Annotated in this window: 13 protein-coding genes; 10 read left to right on the forward strand and 3 right to left on the reverse strand. The window is 71.2% G+C overall.

Annotation, left to right across the window (positions count from 1 at the left end):
- Position 1 precedes the first annotated feature (1 nt).
- Positions 2-178, forward strand: a complete 177-nt coding sequence (locus tag PH203_RS12405; RefSeq protein WP_289919809.1) for a hypothetical protein — start codon at positions 2-4, stop codon at positions 176-178.
- 80 nt (positions 179-258) lie between these two features.
- Here PH203_RS12405 and PH203_RS12410 read toward each other — a convergent pair whose 3' ends face one another.
- Positions 259-1,047 (reverse strand): phosphatase, encoded by a 789-nt coding sequence (locus PH203_RS12410; RefSeq protein ID WP_289919810.1) that lies wholly within the window; start codon positions 1,045-1,047, stop codon positions 259-261.
- 62 nt (positions 1,048-1,109) lie between these two features.
- Positions 1,110-2,939, reverse strand: coding sequence for a PucR family transcriptional regulator ligand-binding domain-containing protein (locus PH203_RS12415; RefSeq protein WP_289919812.1), 1,830 nt, complete (start codon positions 2,937-2,939; stop codon positions 1,110-1,112).
- A 123-nt stretch (positions 2,940-3,062) separates the two neighbouring features.
- On the opposite strand from PH203_RS12415, the gene PH203_RS12420 reads away from it, so the two are divergent.
- From PH203_RS12420 to PH203_RS12440, 5 genes are read left to right on the forward strand one after another with little or no spacing between them, the layout of a single operon-like run.
- Positions 3,063-4,529 carry a sodium:solute symporter gene (locus PH203_RS12420; protein ID WP_289919814.1) on the forward strand — a complete coding sequence of 489 codons (1,467 nt, stop codon included), beginning with the start codon at positions 3,063-3,065 and terminating at the stop codon, positions 4,527-4,529.
- A gap of 56 nt (positions 4,530-4,585) precedes the next feature.
- Positions 4,586-5,554: an agmatinase gene (speB, locus tag PH203_RS12425; RefSeq protein WP_289919815.1), complete on the forward strand. Its 969-nt coding sequence runs from the start codon at positions 4,586-4,588 to the stop codon at positions 5,552-5,554.
- The gene (locus PH203_RS12430) at positions 5,551-7,236 is read left to right on the forward strand and encodes a thiamine pyrophosphate-binding protein (RefSeq protein WP_289919818.1); all 1,686 of its coding nucleotides are present in this window, start codon (positions 5,551-5,553) and stop codon (positions 7,234-7,236) included. The genes speB and PH203_RS12430 overlap by 4 nt, the downstream gene beginning before the upstream one ends.
- A 42-nt stretch (positions 7,237-7,278) precedes the next feature.
- The gene (locus tag PH203_RS12435) at positions 7,279-8,025 is read left to right on the forward strand and encodes a trypsin-like peptidase domain-containing protein (RefSeq protein WP_289919820.1); all 747 of its coding nucleotides are present in this window, start codon (positions 7,279-7,281) and stop codon (positions 8,023-8,025) included.
- Positions 8,026-8,081: 56 nt separating this feature from the next.
- The gene (locus PH203_RS12440; RefSeq protein ID WP_289919821.1) at positions 8,082-8,621 is read left to right on the forward strand and encodes an MOSC domain-containing protein; all 540 of its coding nucleotides are present in this window, start codon (positions 8,082-8,084) and stop codon (positions 8,619-8,621) included.
- Between the two features lie 108 nt (positions 8,622-8,729).
- On the opposite strand, the gene PH203_RS12445 is transcribed toward PH203_RS12440, so the two are convergent.
- Positions 8,730-9,539: an endonuclease gene (locus PH203_RS12445; RefSeq protein ID WP_289919823.1), complete on the reverse strand. Its 810-nt coding sequence runs from the start codon at positions 9,537-9,539 to the stop codon at positions 8,730-8,732.
- A 226-nt stretch (positions 9,540-9,765) separates the two neighbouring features.
- Between PH203_RS12445 and PH203_RS12450 the strand changes: the two genes are divergently transcribed.
- The 4 genes from PH203_RS12450 (at position 9,766) to PH203_RS12465 (ending at position 16,018) form a co-directional block, all read left to right on the forward strand.
- Positions 9,766-10,608, forward strand: a complete 843-nt coding sequence (locus PH203_RS12450) for a serine hydrolase (protein WP_289919825.1) — start codon at positions 9,766-9,768, stop codon at positions 10,606-10,608.
- Positions 10,609-10,656: 48 nt separating this feature from the next.
- Positions 10,657-11,724 (forward strand): esterase-like activity of phytase family protein, encoded by a 1,068-nt coding sequence (locus PH203_RS12455; RefSeq protein WP_289919826.1) that lies wholly within the window; start codon positions 10,657-10,659, stop codon positions 11,722-11,724.
- 99 nt (positions 11,725-11,823) lie between these two features.
- The gene (locus tag PH203_RS12460; RefSeq protein ID WP_289919828.1) at positions 11,824-15,537 is read left to right on the forward strand and encodes an ABC transporter ATP-binding protein; all 3,714 of its coding nucleotides are present in this window, start codon (positions 11,824-11,826) and stop codon (positions 15,535-15,537) included.
- A gap of 130 nt (positions 15,538-15,667) precedes the next feature.
- The gene (locus PH203_RS12465) at positions 15,668-16,018 is read left to right on the forward strand and encodes a hypothetical protein (RefSeq protein WP_354671239.1); all 351 of its coding nucleotides are present in this window, start codon (positions 15,668-15,670) and stop codon (positions 16,016-16,018) included.
- The last annotated feature ends 80 nt before the right edge of the window (positions 16,019-16,098 follow it).

Below are 16,098 nucleotides of genomic sequence, written 5' to 3' on the forward strand. Positions count from 1 at the left end.
CATGGGACGAGAGGAGAACGGCGGCGGCGAGTCGGCCTTCACGGTCGCCGTGGCCGCCGTCGCCACTTCGTCGGCGGCGCGGTCTTCTCGCTCTACGACGGTGTCCACACCCTCGTCGCGGGCGATCCGGGGGCTCGCCCGCGACGAACGAGCCCCGGGTTCGATCGCCGGGATCTGAGCCGCCGAGAACTGAGCCGCCGAGATCTGAGCCGCCGGGATCTGAGCCGCCGGGATCTGAGCCGTCGGTCGTCCGACCGGCTAGAGGAGGCCGGCCTCGTTGAGGAGATACGCCGTCATCGGGTCGTAGTGGCGAGGGCTCAGGACGTGGTCGTCGAGGGGGACCGTCACCTGCACGGTCCCCTCCGCCTCGGCGAGGAAGAGCGCCGGGTCGTTGCAGTCGGCGTACCCGACGGAGTCGACGCCGTGCTGACCGGCGTACCCCGCCCAGCCGTGGTCCGCGACGACCAGATCGGGCAGCGGACGCCCCTCGCGCTCCAGGGCGGTGAGGATGGCCTTCATCGGCTCGCCGGAGTGGGTGTGCCACAGGGTCGCCCCGTGCTCCAGGACCGCCACGTCCGCGAACTGCATGACGTACCCCTCGTCCGTCTGCAGCCCCTCCGGGATGACCACGATCTCGCAGCCGGCCGCGCGCAGCGCGACGGCGGTGGAGTGGTGCACCTCCAGGAGGCCGCCGGGGTGGCCGGTGGCGAAGAGGACCCGCTGCTGTCCGTCGGCGGCCTTCCGCAGCCGCGCCGCCATCCGGTCGAGGCCGTCGACCGTCAGCTCGGGGTCGATGGTGTCCTGGCCGTACCGGTACTCCGGGTCGTCGTTCACGCCCACCCGCTCCGCCATCACCGCGAGCACGTCCTGCTCGTCGGTCCAGCGGTCGCCGAGCTCCAGGCCGAGCCAGAAGTTGCGGACGCCGTTGGCCAGCTGGCGGTAGTGGGAGAGGTTGTTCTCGCGGGGCGTCGCGACAGCGCCCGCGATGCGGGTCCGTACGAGGTGGTCGACGAGCTCGGCGCGGCTGGGAGTCCCGGTTATCGGCATGCTACCCATTGTGAGGCAGCCGGCCGTGGGCGTGCCGGATGTACCGGCCGCTGGGACGTGGGTCACTGTCGCGCGTCGTGCCCCAGCGCGAACCACAACTCCATGCGTACGTCGGGGTCGTCCAGGTCGGTGGCCAGCAGCGACGCGCAACGGGCGATCCGCTGGCGCACGGTGTTGCGGTGCACGGCCAGCGCGACCGCGGTCCGGTCCCAACTGCCGTGCAATGACAGCCAGGTGCGCAGGGTGTCGACGAGGGCGGGGTTGCCTTTGAGGGGCGTGAGGAGGGTGCGCGCGTGTGCCTGCGCCGCGTCGGGCGGGACGAGCGCGGCGAGACCGGGACGGGCCGTGTGCCGCACGAGCGCCGTGCGGGTCGCCCGCGCGCGGGCGAGGGCCCGGGCGGCCTGGAGGTCGGCGGCGGGCCACTCCCGCGGACCCGCGGGGGCACTCACCCCGAGGGTCCAGCCGGGCTGCGGGGCGGGCTCCCGGCCGGCCGGCACCAGGACCCGTACGGCGTCCTGGCCGAGGTCGACGAGCGGCGACCCGAGCCCGGCGCCCAGCGCGGACGCGGCCACGGCGTCGGGCGGGTGCGTGTCGGGCCGGGCATGGACGACGAGCCATTGTTCGGCGCCCAGCAGTACGGTCACGTCCTCGGGCGGGGCGCCGAGCAGCAGCCGTACCAGCGCGGACGAGCGGGCCGCACCCGAGCCGCTCTGGTGCTCGCCGGTGAGGAGGGAGAGCAGGACGGCGGCGACCGAGGCGATGGTGTGGTCGCCGGGGTCCCGGTGCGGGGAGGCGACACCGAGGACGAAGCCCTGCCCGGCGCCGAGGGCGTAGGCGGCGAGGTGGGTGCCGGCGACCGTGTCGGTGGCGGAGGTGGGGGCGGGGCGGGTGGTGGGGGCGGATGAGGTGCCGGTGGCCGGTGAGGTGGGGTGGTCGGTGCGGCGGGCGGGGTCGGCGGGTGAGGTGGAGCCGGTCCGGTCGGGGCCGTCGGCGGACCCGTCGGCCGGCCGGGGGCCCGGCGCGTCGCCGGATTCGCCCAGCCGTGCCGCGTCCGTGCTGGGCACCGGCGTCGCCGAGCCGCGCCGGCCGATGCCGCGGGCCGTTCCGGGCGTGGGCCGGATGCCTGTCCCGCTGGTCGTGCCGGTTCCGCCAGATACCCCGGCCCCGCCGGGCCGGTTCGCCCCGGTCGCCCGCTCTGCTGCCGAGCCCGGCTGTCGTGGCGAGCTGTCGAGCCGGGCCACCCCGCCCCCCGGCCGTACGACCTCCGCCAGCTCCGCCAGTGCCCCCGTCACCTCACCCCCCGGCTCCCGCCCCGCCACCGCCAGCTCGGTGCCCTCCGGTCCATAAAGAACCGCCCGCCCGCCGACCCGCTGGGCCAGCTGACGCAGCACCGAGGGCACCGGGTCCGGGCGGGAGGCCGCCGCCGCCAGGCGCTGCTGGGCCTCTGTCACACGGCGGAGCTCGGCGAGGCGGGCCTGGGCCATCAGCTGCCAGACCGCGCGGGCCACGCCCGAGAAGGTGGTCCGGGGCGGGACCTCGATCAGCGGGAGTTCATAGGCGTCGCAGGCCTCGACCAGGGCTCGCGGGACCGTGTCGTGGACCGGGGCCAGACCGAAGCCCAGGGCCGCGCCGCCCGCCGCCACGATCCGGGAGACGTAGTCCTCGAAGTAGGCGCCCGAGCCCGCCGCCTCCGGGACATGGACGCCCGCCGTCAGCAGCAGCTCGCCGCCGAGCAGATACGGGTAGGGGTCCGCCATCTCCGAGGTGTGCGCCCAGTGGATGACGATGCCGGGGTCGGCGGGGCCGGCGATCTGCCGCAGGGCCAGGTCCTCGCGGGCCAGGAGGGACGCGAGGGGCACGGGGGGAGTGGGTGGAACCGACGGGTCCGGCATGGTGTGCGTTTCCTTCAGTCCGGACGGTCCTGATGTGTGAAACGTACACTTCGCAGCCCTCTGGCGGCCACCTAGTGTCGGTGCTCGTCACCCGCCGGCGACATCGACCGTAAGGAGGCCAGCATGGCCGTCGACTACACCGTCATCGTCGTCTATCTGCTCGGCATGCTGGCCATGGGCTGGTGGGGCATGAGGCGCGCCAGGTCCAAGAGCGAGTTCCTCGTGGCCGGGCGGCGGCTCGGGCCCGCCATGTACTCCGGGACCATGGCCGCGATCGTCCTCGGCGGCGCCTCCACCATCGGCGGTGTGGGGCTCGGCTACCAGTACGGGCTCTCCGGCGCCTGGATGGTGTTCACCATCGGCCTCGGCCTGCTGGCCCTGTCCGTCTTCTTCTCCGCCCGCATCGCCCGCCTCAAGGTCTACACCGTCTCCGAGATGCTCGACCTGCGCTACGGCGGCGGTCGCGCGGGCGTCATCTCCGGCGTGGTCATGTGGGCGTACACCCTCATGCTCGCGGTGACGTCCACCATCGCCTACGCCACGATCTTCGACGTCCTGTTCGACATGAACCGGACCGTCGCGATCGTCCTCGGCGGCTCGATCGTGGTCGCCTACTCCACGCTCGGCGGCATGTGGTCGATCACCCTCACCGACATGGTGCAGTTCGTGGTGAAGACCGTCGGCGTACTGCTGCTCCTCCTGCCCATCGCCGTCGTCAAGGCGGGCGGCTTCAGCGAGATGAAGGCGAAGCTGCCCACCGAGTACTTCGACCCGCTGGGCATCGGCGGCGAGACGATCTTCACCTATGTGCTGATCTACACGTTCGGCATGCTCATCGGCCAGGACATCTGGCAGCGCGTGTTCACCGCGCGCAGTGACCGGACGGCCAAGTGGGGCGGCACGGTCGCGGGCACCTACTGTCTCGCGTACGCCCTCGCCGGCGCCGTCATCGGCACGGCGGCGAAGGTGCTCTACCCGAACCTCGCAAGCGCCGACGACGCCTTCGCGACCATCGTGAAGGACGAACTGCCCATGGGCGTACGGGGTCTGGTGCTGGCCGCCGCGCTCGCGGCCGTGATGTCGACGTCCTCCGGCGCGCTGATCGCCTGCGCGACCGTCGCCAACAACGACATCTGGTCGCGGCTGAGAGGAGCCGTGCGGGCGGACGGGGACGGCGAGCACGACGAGGTCAGGGGCAACCGGGTCTTCATCCTCGTCATGGGCCTCGCGGTCATCGCTACGGCCATCGCCCTCAACAACGTCGTAGAGGCGCTGACCGTGGCGTACAACCTGCTCGTCGGCGGACTCCTCGTCCCGATCCTCGGCGGACTGCTGTGGAAGCGCGGCACGGTGTACGGGGCTCTCGCCTCCGTGGTCGTCGGCGGCCTCGCGGTCATCGGCCTGATGGCGAGCCACGGCATCCTCGCCAACGAGCCCGTCTACTACGGCCTGCTCTCGTCCCTCGCCGCGTACGTGGCCGTCTCCCTTGCGACCCCGGCCACCGACCCGGCCGTACTGGCCGTCTGGCGCGAGCGGCTCGCGGGACGGGCACCCGAACTCGCGTCCGAGCCGGTGGCGGCACACCGGTAAAGTCGTACCAGAAGAAGTACATACGCGACGAAGCGTAGGAAAGAAGGCATTACCCCATGAGCAGCAACGAGACGCCCCGCGGCCCCGTCGACTCCTCCCGCATCCCGCGGTACGCCGGACCCGCGACCTTCGCCCGGCTGCCCCGGCTCGACGAGGTCGGCCGCGCCGATGTCGCCGTGGTCGGGGTGCCGTTCGACTCGGGAGTCTCGTACCGGCCGGGCGCCCGCTTCGGCGGCAACGCGATCCGCGAGGCGTCCCGGCTGCTGCGCCCCTACAACCCGGCGCAGGACGCCTCCCCGTTCGCGCTCGCGCAGGTCGCGGACGGCGGGGACATCGCGGTGAACCCGTTCAACATCAACGAGGCCGTGGAGACGATCGAGGCCGCGGCCGACGATCTGCTCGGCACCGGCGCCCGGTTGATGACCCTGGGCGGCGACCACACCATCGCGCTGCCGCTGCTCAGGTCCGTCGCCAAGAAGCACGGGCCCGTCGCGCTGCTCCACTTCGACGCCCATCTCGACACCTGGGACACCTACTTCGGCGCCGAGTACACGCACGGCACGCCGTTCCGGCGGGCGGTGGAGGAGGGCATCCTCGACACCGAGGCGCTCTCGCACGTCGGCACGCGCGGCCCCCTGTACGGCAAGCAGGACCTCACCGACGACGAGAAGCTCGGCTTCGGCATCGTGACGTCGGCGGACGTCTACCGGCGCGGCGCCGACGAGATCGCCGACCAGCTGCGGCAGCGCATCGGCGACCGCCCGCTCTACATCTCCATCGACATCGACTGCCTGGACCCGGCCCACGCGCCCGGCACGGGCACGCCCGAGGCCGGCGGCATGACCTCCCGGGAACTCCTGGAGATCCTGCGCGGTCTCGCCTCCTGCAACCTCGTCTCGGCCGACGTCGTCGAGGTGGCCCCCGCGTACGATCACGCGGAGATCACGTCGGTGGCCGCGTCCCACACGGCGTACGAACTGACCACGATCATGTCCCGCCAGATTGCAGAGGCCCGAGCGAAGTGACCCACGACCACGACCTGGTGCTCCGTCCGACCGAGGCACAGATCGCGGCGGCTCTGAACCCGCCTTCCGGCCGCAACGGCGGAGACCTGGTCGTGGAGACGCTGGCCGCGCTCGGCACGACCACCGTGTTCGGACTGCCCGGCCAGCACGCGCTGGGCATGTTCGACGCACTGCGCCGGTCCGACCTGCGGTACATCGGTCTGCGGGTGGAGAACAACGCCGGGTTCGCGGCGGACGCGTACGGCCGGATCACGGGCGAGGCGGCCCCGCTGCTGCTGTCGACGGGCCCGGGCGCGCTGACGTCCTTGGCCGCCCTGCAGGAGGCGGCGGCGGCTTCGGCCCCCGTCCTGGCGATCAGCAGCCAGATCCCGTCCGCCGGGCTGGGCGGCGGCCGGCACGGCTACCTCCACGAACTCCCGGACCAGGCGGCCTCGTTCCGGGGCGTGGTGAAGTCCGTCCACACCGTCCGCACCCAGTCCCAGATCCCCTCCGCGATCGAGGCGGCCTGGAAGTCGGCGCTGACGGCCCCGCACGGGCCGGTGTGGGTGGAGATCCCGCAGGACGTCCTGCTGGCCGAGACGCAGATCCCCGTGGTGACGGGCGGCGACGCGTTCCCGGAGGAACTGCCGCCGCGTGTCGAACTGACGGCGGTGGCGGCGGACTTGCTGTCCAAGGCCGCCCGCCCGGCGATCATCGCGGGCGGCGGAGTCGTACGGGCGGACGCGTCCGGCAAGTTGAAGCGGCTGGCGGAGGTGTTGCGGGCGCCGGTGGTGTGCACGCCGGGCGGCAAGGGGGCGTTTCCCTGGAAGCACCCGCTGTCGCTCCAGTCCTGGATCGAGGACCGGTACGTCACGGACTTCCTGGAGGACGCCGACGTACTCCTGGTGGTGGGCTCGGGGTTGGGGGAGTTGTCGTCCAACTACCACACGTTCAAGCCGCGCGGCCGGGTCATCCAGATCGAGGCGGACCTCGGCAAGCTGGAGTCCAACCATCCGGCGCTGGGCATCCACGCGGATGCGCGGCTGGCGTTGCAGGCGCTCCTTGAGACGGTGACGGAGCGGGCAGACGAGACGGCCCCGGAGCGGGTGCGTGAGGTGCTCGCGAAGGTCGCCGAGCGGATCGCCGCCCAGGAACTCACCCTGGAACAGGACGTGTTGGCGTCCGTGCGGAGGGCGCTTCCCGCCGGCTCCCCGTCCTTCTGGGATATGACGATCCTCGCCTACTGGGCCTGGTCGGCCTTCGACGCCAAGGGCCCGAACCACATGCACTCGGCGCAGGGGGCGGGCGGGCTGGGCTACGGCTTCCCCGCGGCACTCGGCGCGGCGGCGGCGGATCCGACCCGTCCGGTGCTGGCCGTGTCGGGGGACGGCGGGGCGCTGTACTCGATCGCGGAGCTGGCGACGGCACGGCAGTACGACCTGAACGTCACCTGGCTCATCGTCGACGACGGGGGCTACGGCATCCTGCGCGAGTACATGACGGACGCCTTCGGCGAGGCGACGGCGACCGAGCTGACCCGTCCCGACTATGTGGCGCTGGCGGAGTCGTTCGGGGTGCCGGGGGTGCTTACGACGGTGGAGACGCTGGAGGCGGACCTGGCGAAGGCGCTGGCAGCGCCGGGGCCGTCGGTGGTGGTACTCCCGGCTGTGCTGCGGATGTTCGCGCCTACGCACTTGGAGTAACTTCGAAAGGTCGGCCAGAACCGGTAGAGGGGGACTACCCAGATGGCAGAGGACCCTGACGGCGACCCTGCGGCGCCGCCGCAGCCCACTCTTCTCCAGCAGGGGAAGAAGTACTTCGCGATCGTGGCCGCGGCCGCCGCTTTCATCGCCACCGTGCTGTCGATCCTCGGAGCCTTCGGCCTCCTGCCGACCCAGACGTCGGACGGGGCGACGTCACCGGCGTCCGACGCTCCGGATGCCGGGCAGGTCACGGCGGTTCGCGTGGACGAGGAGGATCCCGGGATCGGACGTGGGCGCGGTTTCGTCACGCCCAAGGGTTTCGTCATCAGCTACAACATGGCCTTCCTGAGCGGTCGGCCCACCGCCGTGTGGAACGCGGGTGACGACACCGCCCACACGGAGCTCCAACTCGTGCGCAGAGGCGGCCGGGAGAGCCAGGCGGCACTGCTCAGGGTGCTCGGTGAGGCCCCGGCGTCCGGGGGCGTGCGTACGCGGGATGCCGCGGATGTGCAGACCGGAGAAACCGTGTCGTTGCTCGTGGAGTCTGACCGGCGGCTGCCCGGAGAGGCGCTGCGGATGGAGACGGTCCACGGTGTCCCGGCGGTCGAGGGCGGCACGGTGACACTGCGGCTGCTCGCGTTCACGAGCGACTCCCGGCCGGGCGATGCCGGGGCCCCTGTCGTGGACTCCTCAGGGCGGCTGGTCGGAATGCTCGTGGCGGAGGGACGGGCGGGTTCGTACGCCATCCCCGTCGCCGCGCTGATCAGGGAGTTCCCGGAGGCCTTCTGAGGGACGGGGGTTAGGGTCGGGGCGGAACTGTCGCCAGTCGGGAGGGGGCTGCGGGGTTGAGCGGGACAGTGACGGCCGTCAGCAGCAACGCGGAGTACTCGTTCACCAAGCCCAACCGCGAGAGCATCACGCTGCTCGCCGGGCTCGGGGTGGAGGGGGACGTGCATGCCGGGGTGACGGTCAAGCACCGGTCGCGGGTCGCGCAGGATCCGACTCAGCCGAATCTGCGGCAGGTGCACCTCATCCACGAGGAACTCTTCGCCGAGCTCGGGGCGGAGGGGTTCGAGGTGGTGGCCGGGGATCTCGGAGAGAACATCACCACCCGGGGGATCGATCTGCTCGGGCTGCCGACCGGCACGCTGCTGCGGATCGGGGACGCGGTGCTGGAGGTGACCGGGCTGCGCAACCCCTGTCTGCAGATCGACCACTTCCAGGACGGGCTGCTGAAGCGGGTCGTCGGTCGGGACGAGGCCGGGAACGTCGTGCGCAGGGCCGGGATCATGAGCGTCGTGAGGGCGGGCGGCGCGGTGCGGCCGGGGGACGCGATCGCGGTGGAGCTGCCGAGCGGGCCGCATCGGCCGCTGGAGCGGGTCTGACGGCCGTACCCGAGCAGGAGCCGGACCACACCGAAACTCCCCATGTGAGGTGACGGCACCGAACTCCCCATGTGAGGTGGGGAGTTCGGTGTCGTCTGCGGTTGCCGGCTACCAGATCGCCTCCACCCACTCCGGGTGGTCGATGAACGGGTTGCGGTTGCCCTGGTAGTTGGAGTAGATGAGGTCGTTGCGGCGCTCCTCGAAGGCGCTCGGCGGGTCCTCGTCGTTCCAGGCCTTCAGTACGGCCAGCTTGCCCATGTACGGGTTGCTGCCGTTGTTGACCAGCTCGTTGGGCTCCAGGTCGGCGAAGCCGTCGTCGCCCTCGTAGCGGACCGCCATGTAGAGGATCATGCGGGCCACGTCGCCCTTGTCCGCGTCGCGCGGCTCGAAGGAGTTGGAGTCGACGAGGCTGCCGCCGCCGCCCGAGACGCTGCTGCCGCCGTTGTCGAAGTCCAGGTTGCCGCGGGTGCTGTTGACCTGGACGTCACAGGCGCGCAGGTGGTGCAGGTCGGTACCGGGACCGGTGACCTCGCCGAAGTCGCCGTGGGACTTGGCCCAGGTGTGCTCGCGGTTCCAGTCGCCGACGTCACCGCCGTTGAGGGACTTGCTGCGTGAGACACCGCTGTACAGCAGCAGCACGTTGCTGCTGTTGTTCGGGTCCTGGTCGGTGACCTTGAGGGCGTTCCAGACGGCGGAGTACGAGATCTTCGTCTGGCTGCTGATGATCGTGTGCAGCGAGGACTTCAGGCTCGTACCGGTCTTGCCGACCGCGTTCTTGTAGTACGTCGAGTCGTACGCCGTGGTGGTGGCCGCCGCCGGGGTCGCGGTCAGCGTGGGCGCGGTGAGGGCGACGAGTACGGCCGAGACGGCGAGCGCCAGGGACTTGGCGCGCCGCGTGCGTATGGGTCTCACGGGCATCGGGGGCTGTCCGTTCTACGCGGGTTGAATGGAGCGGGCAAACGGGAGCGTGACATGCACATGAGACCCTGTAAATGGCTTGTACATGTCGATCAGGTGACCGGTTCCGGCATATCGCCCCTCAACTACGCGAGTTGACATACCAAAACGCCCCCCCGACCGTGTGCTCGCACAACCATTCGTCGATCCGTACAACCTTTCCCGTGACCATGTGCGTCAACAGGGCATGACTCAGGGGATATCCAGACGCGCGAAGTGGGTGGCGGCCGGCGCGCTCGTAGCCTGTGTGGCCGCCGCCACACCCGCCGCCGCGGCCACCACGCCGAGCGTCAGCTGTACGTCGGCCAAGGCCGGCCTCGCCGGCAAGCTGAAGAAGGACATCACTTCGGCCATCGCGAACCGCAAGGGCACCATCGCCGTCGGCCTCTACGACCGCACCACCAAGACCACCTGCACGCTCCGCGCCTCGACGGCCTACGACTCCGCGAGCGTCGTCAAGGTCACCGTCCTCGCCACGCTCCTGTGGGACGCGCAGAAGCACGACCGGGCGCTCACCAGCCGTGAGAAGACCCTCGCCAAGGCCATGATCACCAAGTCGGACAACGCCTCCACCTCGACCCTGTGGAAGCAGCTCGGGGTGACCAAGGTGAAGGGCTTCCTCACCGCGGCCGGCATGACCCGGACCAAGCCCGGCGCCGACGGCTACTGGGGCCTGACCCAGATCACCGTGACCGACGAGCAGAAGCTGATGAAGCTGCTCACGGCGAAGAACACGGTCCTCACCGACGACTCGCGCTGGTACATCCGCAAGCTGATGGGCGAGGTCATCTCCTCCCAGCGCTGGGGCACCCCGTACGGCGCCCCCTCCGACGTCCTCGTGCACGTCAAGAACGGCTGGCTGCAGCGCTCCACGCACGGCTGGCGGGTGCACAGCGTCGGCACCTTCAAGGGCGGCGGCCACGACTACATGATCACGGTGCTCACCCACGGCAACAGCACCATGAACTACGGCATCACCACCATCCAGGGCGTCGCCAAGGTCATCCACCGGGACCTCGCCGCATCCTGACGCCTGCCGGACTCCCGCCCTTCACCGGCCCGCCCTACGGTGACGCCCATGCGTATGAGAACCGCACTCGCGACCGTCACCGCCGGACTGGCGGCGGCCACCTGCCTGGCCGCCGCCGGTCCCGCCGAAGCCGACGCCGATGCCGACATCCGGGCGGGCTATGCCCTGTCGGCCAACACCCTGTCCGGCAACGCCTGTTCACCGTCCGTCTCCATCGAGCGCTTCTCCGACGCGCTCGACAAGACGACGTACGACGGCACCTTCGTCGGCAACTTCTCCGCGCTCGCGGTGGACCGGGACGGCTCGCTCGCCGCGCTGTCCGACCGGTCCGCGCTGTTCGGCCTGGACGCGCGGACCCTCGCGCCGACGTCGGTCGTCCCGCTCGCCGACGAGAACGGCGCGGCGCTGGACTCCGAGGGCCTGGTGATCGACGGCGACGGCACCCGCCTGATCACCTCGGAGACCGAGCCGTCCATACGCCGGTACAGCCGCGACGGAAAGATCCTGGACCGCCTGCCCGTACCCGACGCGCTGCGGGTGGCACCGGCAGGGCGGGCCGTCACCAACGGCACGTTCGAGGGGCTCACCCTGCTGCCGGGCGGCCGCAGGCTGCTGGCGTCGATGGAGTACGCGCTCTCCGGCGACACCTCGAAGGCGGTCCGCTTCCAGACGTGGCAGCGGCACGCGAAGAGCTGGCGGCTCGCTGAGCAGTACGCCTACCAGCCCGACACCGGCCTCGGCGTCCCCGAGGTCCAGTCCCTGCCCGACGGGCGGCTCCTCGTCCTGGAACGCGGCTTCACCTCCGGCGTCGGCAACACGGTCCGGCTGTACCTGGCCGACCCGCGCGGCGCCACGGACACGAGCGCCGTCGAGAACCTGACGGGGCAGGACGGCGTACGCCTGATCAAGAAGATCCTGCTCGCCGACCTCGTGAACTGCCCGTCCCTGGGCGCCACGGCCAAGCAGCCCCAGCCCAACCCGCTCCTCGACAACATCGAGGGCATGGCGGTGACGGGCCGGAGCAAGGGCGCGTGGAAGGTGCTGCTGGTCAGCGACGACAACCAGAACGCGGTCCAGACGACCCGTTTCTACTACCTGCGGGTGCGGACGCACTGAGCGACTGACGGGGTCCGGTTTGTTGCGGAGGGATGAAATCCGCTTCCTCCCGCGTTGGTGCCTTCCGGAAGATCAGGTCTGCTGACGGAGGGCACCGGCGTGAAACCGGAACGGGGATGGGCACGACGACTGGCCGGATACGCCTGGCGGTATCCGAAGGACGTCGTCCTGGCCCTCGGCTCCTCGCTCGCCGGCATGGCCGTCATGGCGCTGGTCCCGTTGATCACCAAGGTGATCATCGACGATGTGATCGGCGACCACAGCCGGGACATGGCCCCCTGGGCGGGCCTCCTGATCGGCTCCGCCGTCCTCGTCTACGTCCTCACCTACATCCGCCGCTACTACGGCGGCCGGCTCGCCCTCGACGTCCAGCACGACCTGCGGACGGAGATGTTCGGGACGATCACCCGGCTCGACGGCCGGCGTCAGGACGAGCTGTCGACCGGGCAGGTGGTCGGCCGGGCCACCAGCGACCTCCAGCTGATCCAGGGCCTGCTCTTCATGCTCCCGATGACGATCGGCAACTTCGCCCTCTTCGCGGTCTCCCTGGTCGTCATGGCCTGGCTCTCCTGGCCGCTCACCCTGGTCGCCCTCGCCGTCGCCCCCGCGATCGCCTGGATCGCCCGGCGCTCCCGCAGCAAGCTGCACCCCGCCACCTGGTACGCCCAGGCCCAGGCCGCCGCCGTCGCGGGCGTCGTCGACGGGGCCGTGGGCGGCGTACGCGTGGTGAAGGGGTTCGGGCAGGAGGAGCAGGAGACCGGGAAGCTCAGGGAGGTCAGCCGGCGGCTCTTCGCGGGCCGTCTGCGCACCATCCGCTTCAACTCCAGGTACACCCCCGCCCTCCAGGCCGTCCCCGCCCTCGGCCAGGTCGCGATGCTCGCCCTCGGCGGCTGGCTCGCCGTCCGTGGGCACATCACCCTCGGCACCTTCGTCGCCTTCTCCACCTACCTCGCCCAGCTCGTCGGCCCGGTCCGGATGCTCGCCATGGTCCTCACGGTCGCCCAGCAGGCCCGCGCGGGCACCGAACGCGTCCTGGAGCTCATCGACACCGAGCCGTCGATGAAGGACGGCGGCAAGGAACTGCCCGCCGACGCCCCCGCGACCGTCGAGTTCGACGACGTCTCCTTCGGCTACGAGGACGGCCGCAAGGTCCTCGACGGCCTCAGCTTCGAGATCCGGCCCGGCGAGACCCTCGCCGTCGTCGGCTCCTCCGGCTCCGGCAAGTCCACCGTCTCCCTCCTCCTGCCGCGCTTCTACGACGTCACCCACGGCGCCGTCCTCGTCGGCGGCCACGACGTCCGCGAGCTGACGCAGGACTCCCTGCGGGCCGCGATCGGCCTGGTCCCCGAGGACTCCTTCCTCTTCTCGGACACGGTCCGCAACAACATCGCGTACGGCCGTCCCGACGCCACCGACGAACAGATCGAGCAGGCCGCGCACGCCGCCCAGGCGGACCGTTTCATCGCCGAGCTGCCCGAGGGATACGACACCAAGGTCGGCGAGCACGGCCTCACCCTCTCCGGCGGCCAGCGGCAGCGCGTCGCGCTCGCGCGGGCGATCCTCACCGACCCGAGGCTCCTCGTCCTGGACGACGCGACCTCCGCGGTGGACGCCCGGGTCGAGCACGAGATCCACGAGGCGCTGGGGCAGGTCATGGAGGGCCGCACGACCCTCCTCATCGCGCACCGCCGCTCCACCCTGAACCTCGCCGACCGCATCGCCGTCCTCCAGGACGGCCGTCTCGCGGACATCGGCACCCACGACGAGCTGCAGAAACGCTCCGCCCTGTACCGGCGCCTGCTCACCGACCCCGACGAGCTCGGCGGCGTCTCGCCGGGCCACGCCCAGCCCGTCGTACCGGCCGAGGACACCTCCGTACGGGAGGAGCTGGACGCCGAGTTCGACGCGGAGCGCGGGATCACGCCGAGGCTGTGGGCGGGGGAGCGCGGCCCGCGCGACGCGGCGCTGGACGGCATGCCTGCCACCGCCGAGCTCCTCGCCCAGGTCGACGCGCTGCCCCCGGCGCTCGACACCCCCGACATCGACGAGGCCCGCGCGGTCACCCCGGAGGAGTCCTACGGCCTGCGCAGACTGCTGCGGGGCTTCGGCTACGCCCTGCTGATCAGCCTCGGGCTTGTCGCCGTGGACGCCGGCATGGGGCTGCTCCTGCCCGTCCTGATCCGGCACGGCATCGACTCCGGCGTCTCCGAGCTCGCCCTCGGCGCGGTCTGGGCGGCCTCGCTGCTCGGTCTCTTCACGGTCGCCGTGCAGTGGGCGGCGCAGGTCGGTGAGACACGGATGACGGGACGGACCGGTGAGCGGGTCCTGTACGCGCTGCGCCTGAAGATCTTCGCCCAGCTCCAGCGGCTCGGACTCGACTACTACGAGCGGGAGCTGACCGGCCGGATCATGACGCGCATGACCACCGACGTCGATGCGCTCTCGACCTTCCTGCAGACCGGGCTGGTCACCGCGTTCGTCTCGGTCGTCACCTTCTTCGGGATCATGGTCGCCCTGCTGGTGCTCGACGTGGAGCTGGCGCTGGTGGTGTTCGCGACGCTGCCGCCGCTGATCGTCGCCACGTACTACTTCCGCCGGGCGAGCGTGAAGGCGTACGAGCTGGCCCGGGAGCGAGTGTCGGTGGTCAACGCCGATCTCCAGGAGTCGGTGTCGGGGCTGCGGATCGTGCAGGCCTTCCGGCGGGAGCGGGACGGCGGGGCGCGGTTCACGGAGCGCAGCGACAGCTACCGGCAGGCGCGTATCCGGGGGCAGTGGCTGATCTCCGTCTACTTCCCCTTCGTGCAGCTGCTGTCCTCGGTGGCCGCGGCGGCCGTGCTGATCGCGGGCGCCGGGCGGATCGACGACGCGACGCTGACGACGGGTGCGCTGGTGGCGTATCTGCTGTACATCGACCTGTTCTTCGCGCCGGTGCAGCAGCTGTCGCAGGTCTTCGACGGGTACCAGCAGGCGACCGTCTCGCTCGGCCGTATCCAGGAGCTGCTCCAGGAGCCGACGTCGACGAAGGCGGCGGACGAGCCCCTCGAAGTGCTGTCCCTGCGCGGCGAGATCGCCTTCGAGGACGTGCGGTTCGCGTACGGGGCCTCCGACGAACCCGAAGAGGCGCTCGGCGGCATCGACCTGCGGATCCCCGCCGGGCAGACGGTCGCGTTCGTCGGTGAGACGGGTGCGGGCAAGTCGACCCTGGTCAAGCTGGTGGCGCGGTTCTACGACCCGACCGGCGGCCGGGTCACGGTCGACGGCACGGACCTGCGGGCGCTGGACCTCACCTCGTACCGGCACCGGCTCGGGGTCGTCCCGCAGGAGGCGTACCTCTTCCAGGGCACCGTCCGGGACGCCATCGCCTACGGCCGCCCGGACGCCACCGACGCCGAGGTCGAGGCGGCGGCCCGGGCGGTCGGCGCCCACGAGATGATCGCCACCCTCGACGGCGGCTACCTCCACGAGGTCGCCGAGCGCGGCCGCAACCTCTCGGCCGGCCAGCGCCAGCTCATCGCGCTGGCCCGCGCCGAACTGGTCGACCCCGACATCCTCCTCCTCGACGAGGCCACGGCGGCCCTGGATCTGGCCACCGAGGCCCAGGTCAACCAGGCCACCGACCGCATCGCGGGCCGCCGTACCACCCTCGTGGTGGCCCACCGTCTGACCACGGCGGCCCGCGCGGACCGGGTCGTCGTCATGGATCACGGGCGGGTCGCGGAGGACGGCACGCACGAGGAGCTGCTGGCGCGGGGCGGGCGGTACGCCGAGTTGTGGCGGACGTTCGTCGGCGAGGACACCCCCGCCGTGGCCTGATCTCGTGACACCTGCGCAACCATCCGACATACGTCATGCGTCCGTACATCAGTACGCTCATCGCCGGTGTACGGGAGGGACGACAGTGGGCAGAGGTGCGATACGGCGGCGGCTTCCGGCCGGGGCGGCCGTGCTGGTCGCTTCCGTGCTGTTGGCGATCGCCGGGCCGGGACAGGCGCAGGCCGCCGGGCAGACCTCGTGCGACGGGCGGAAGATCCGGACGTTCTCCTTCTCCACCGGCTCGGTGAAGCTGTACAAGAACGGCGCCTACCTCTGCGCCATGACCTTCCCGAAGCGGACCGGGGGGCCGCAATGGATGATGGTCAGCCTCAAGGTGCGGGGCTTCGACGAAGTCGTGGACGAGGGGCTGTACCGCAGGCACGCCGGGCCGGTGCGTTCGTACGTCGCAGGCCGCAAGGTGTGGATCAAGGGGCGGGTGGGCGACGGGTCGTACGACTCGGGTGGCTGGAAGCGGTACTGAGACCGCGGACACATTCACCCGCAAATCCCCCGACAAACCCGCCAATTACCGAGGGGTTTCCCTATCTCCCCTGGTGCGTA

Source organism: Streptomyces sp. S.PB5 (genome assembly GCF_030403745.1).
In the GTDB taxonomy this organism is placed as follows: Bacteria; Actinomycetota; Actinomycetes; order Streptomycetales; family Streptomycetaceae; genus Streptomyces.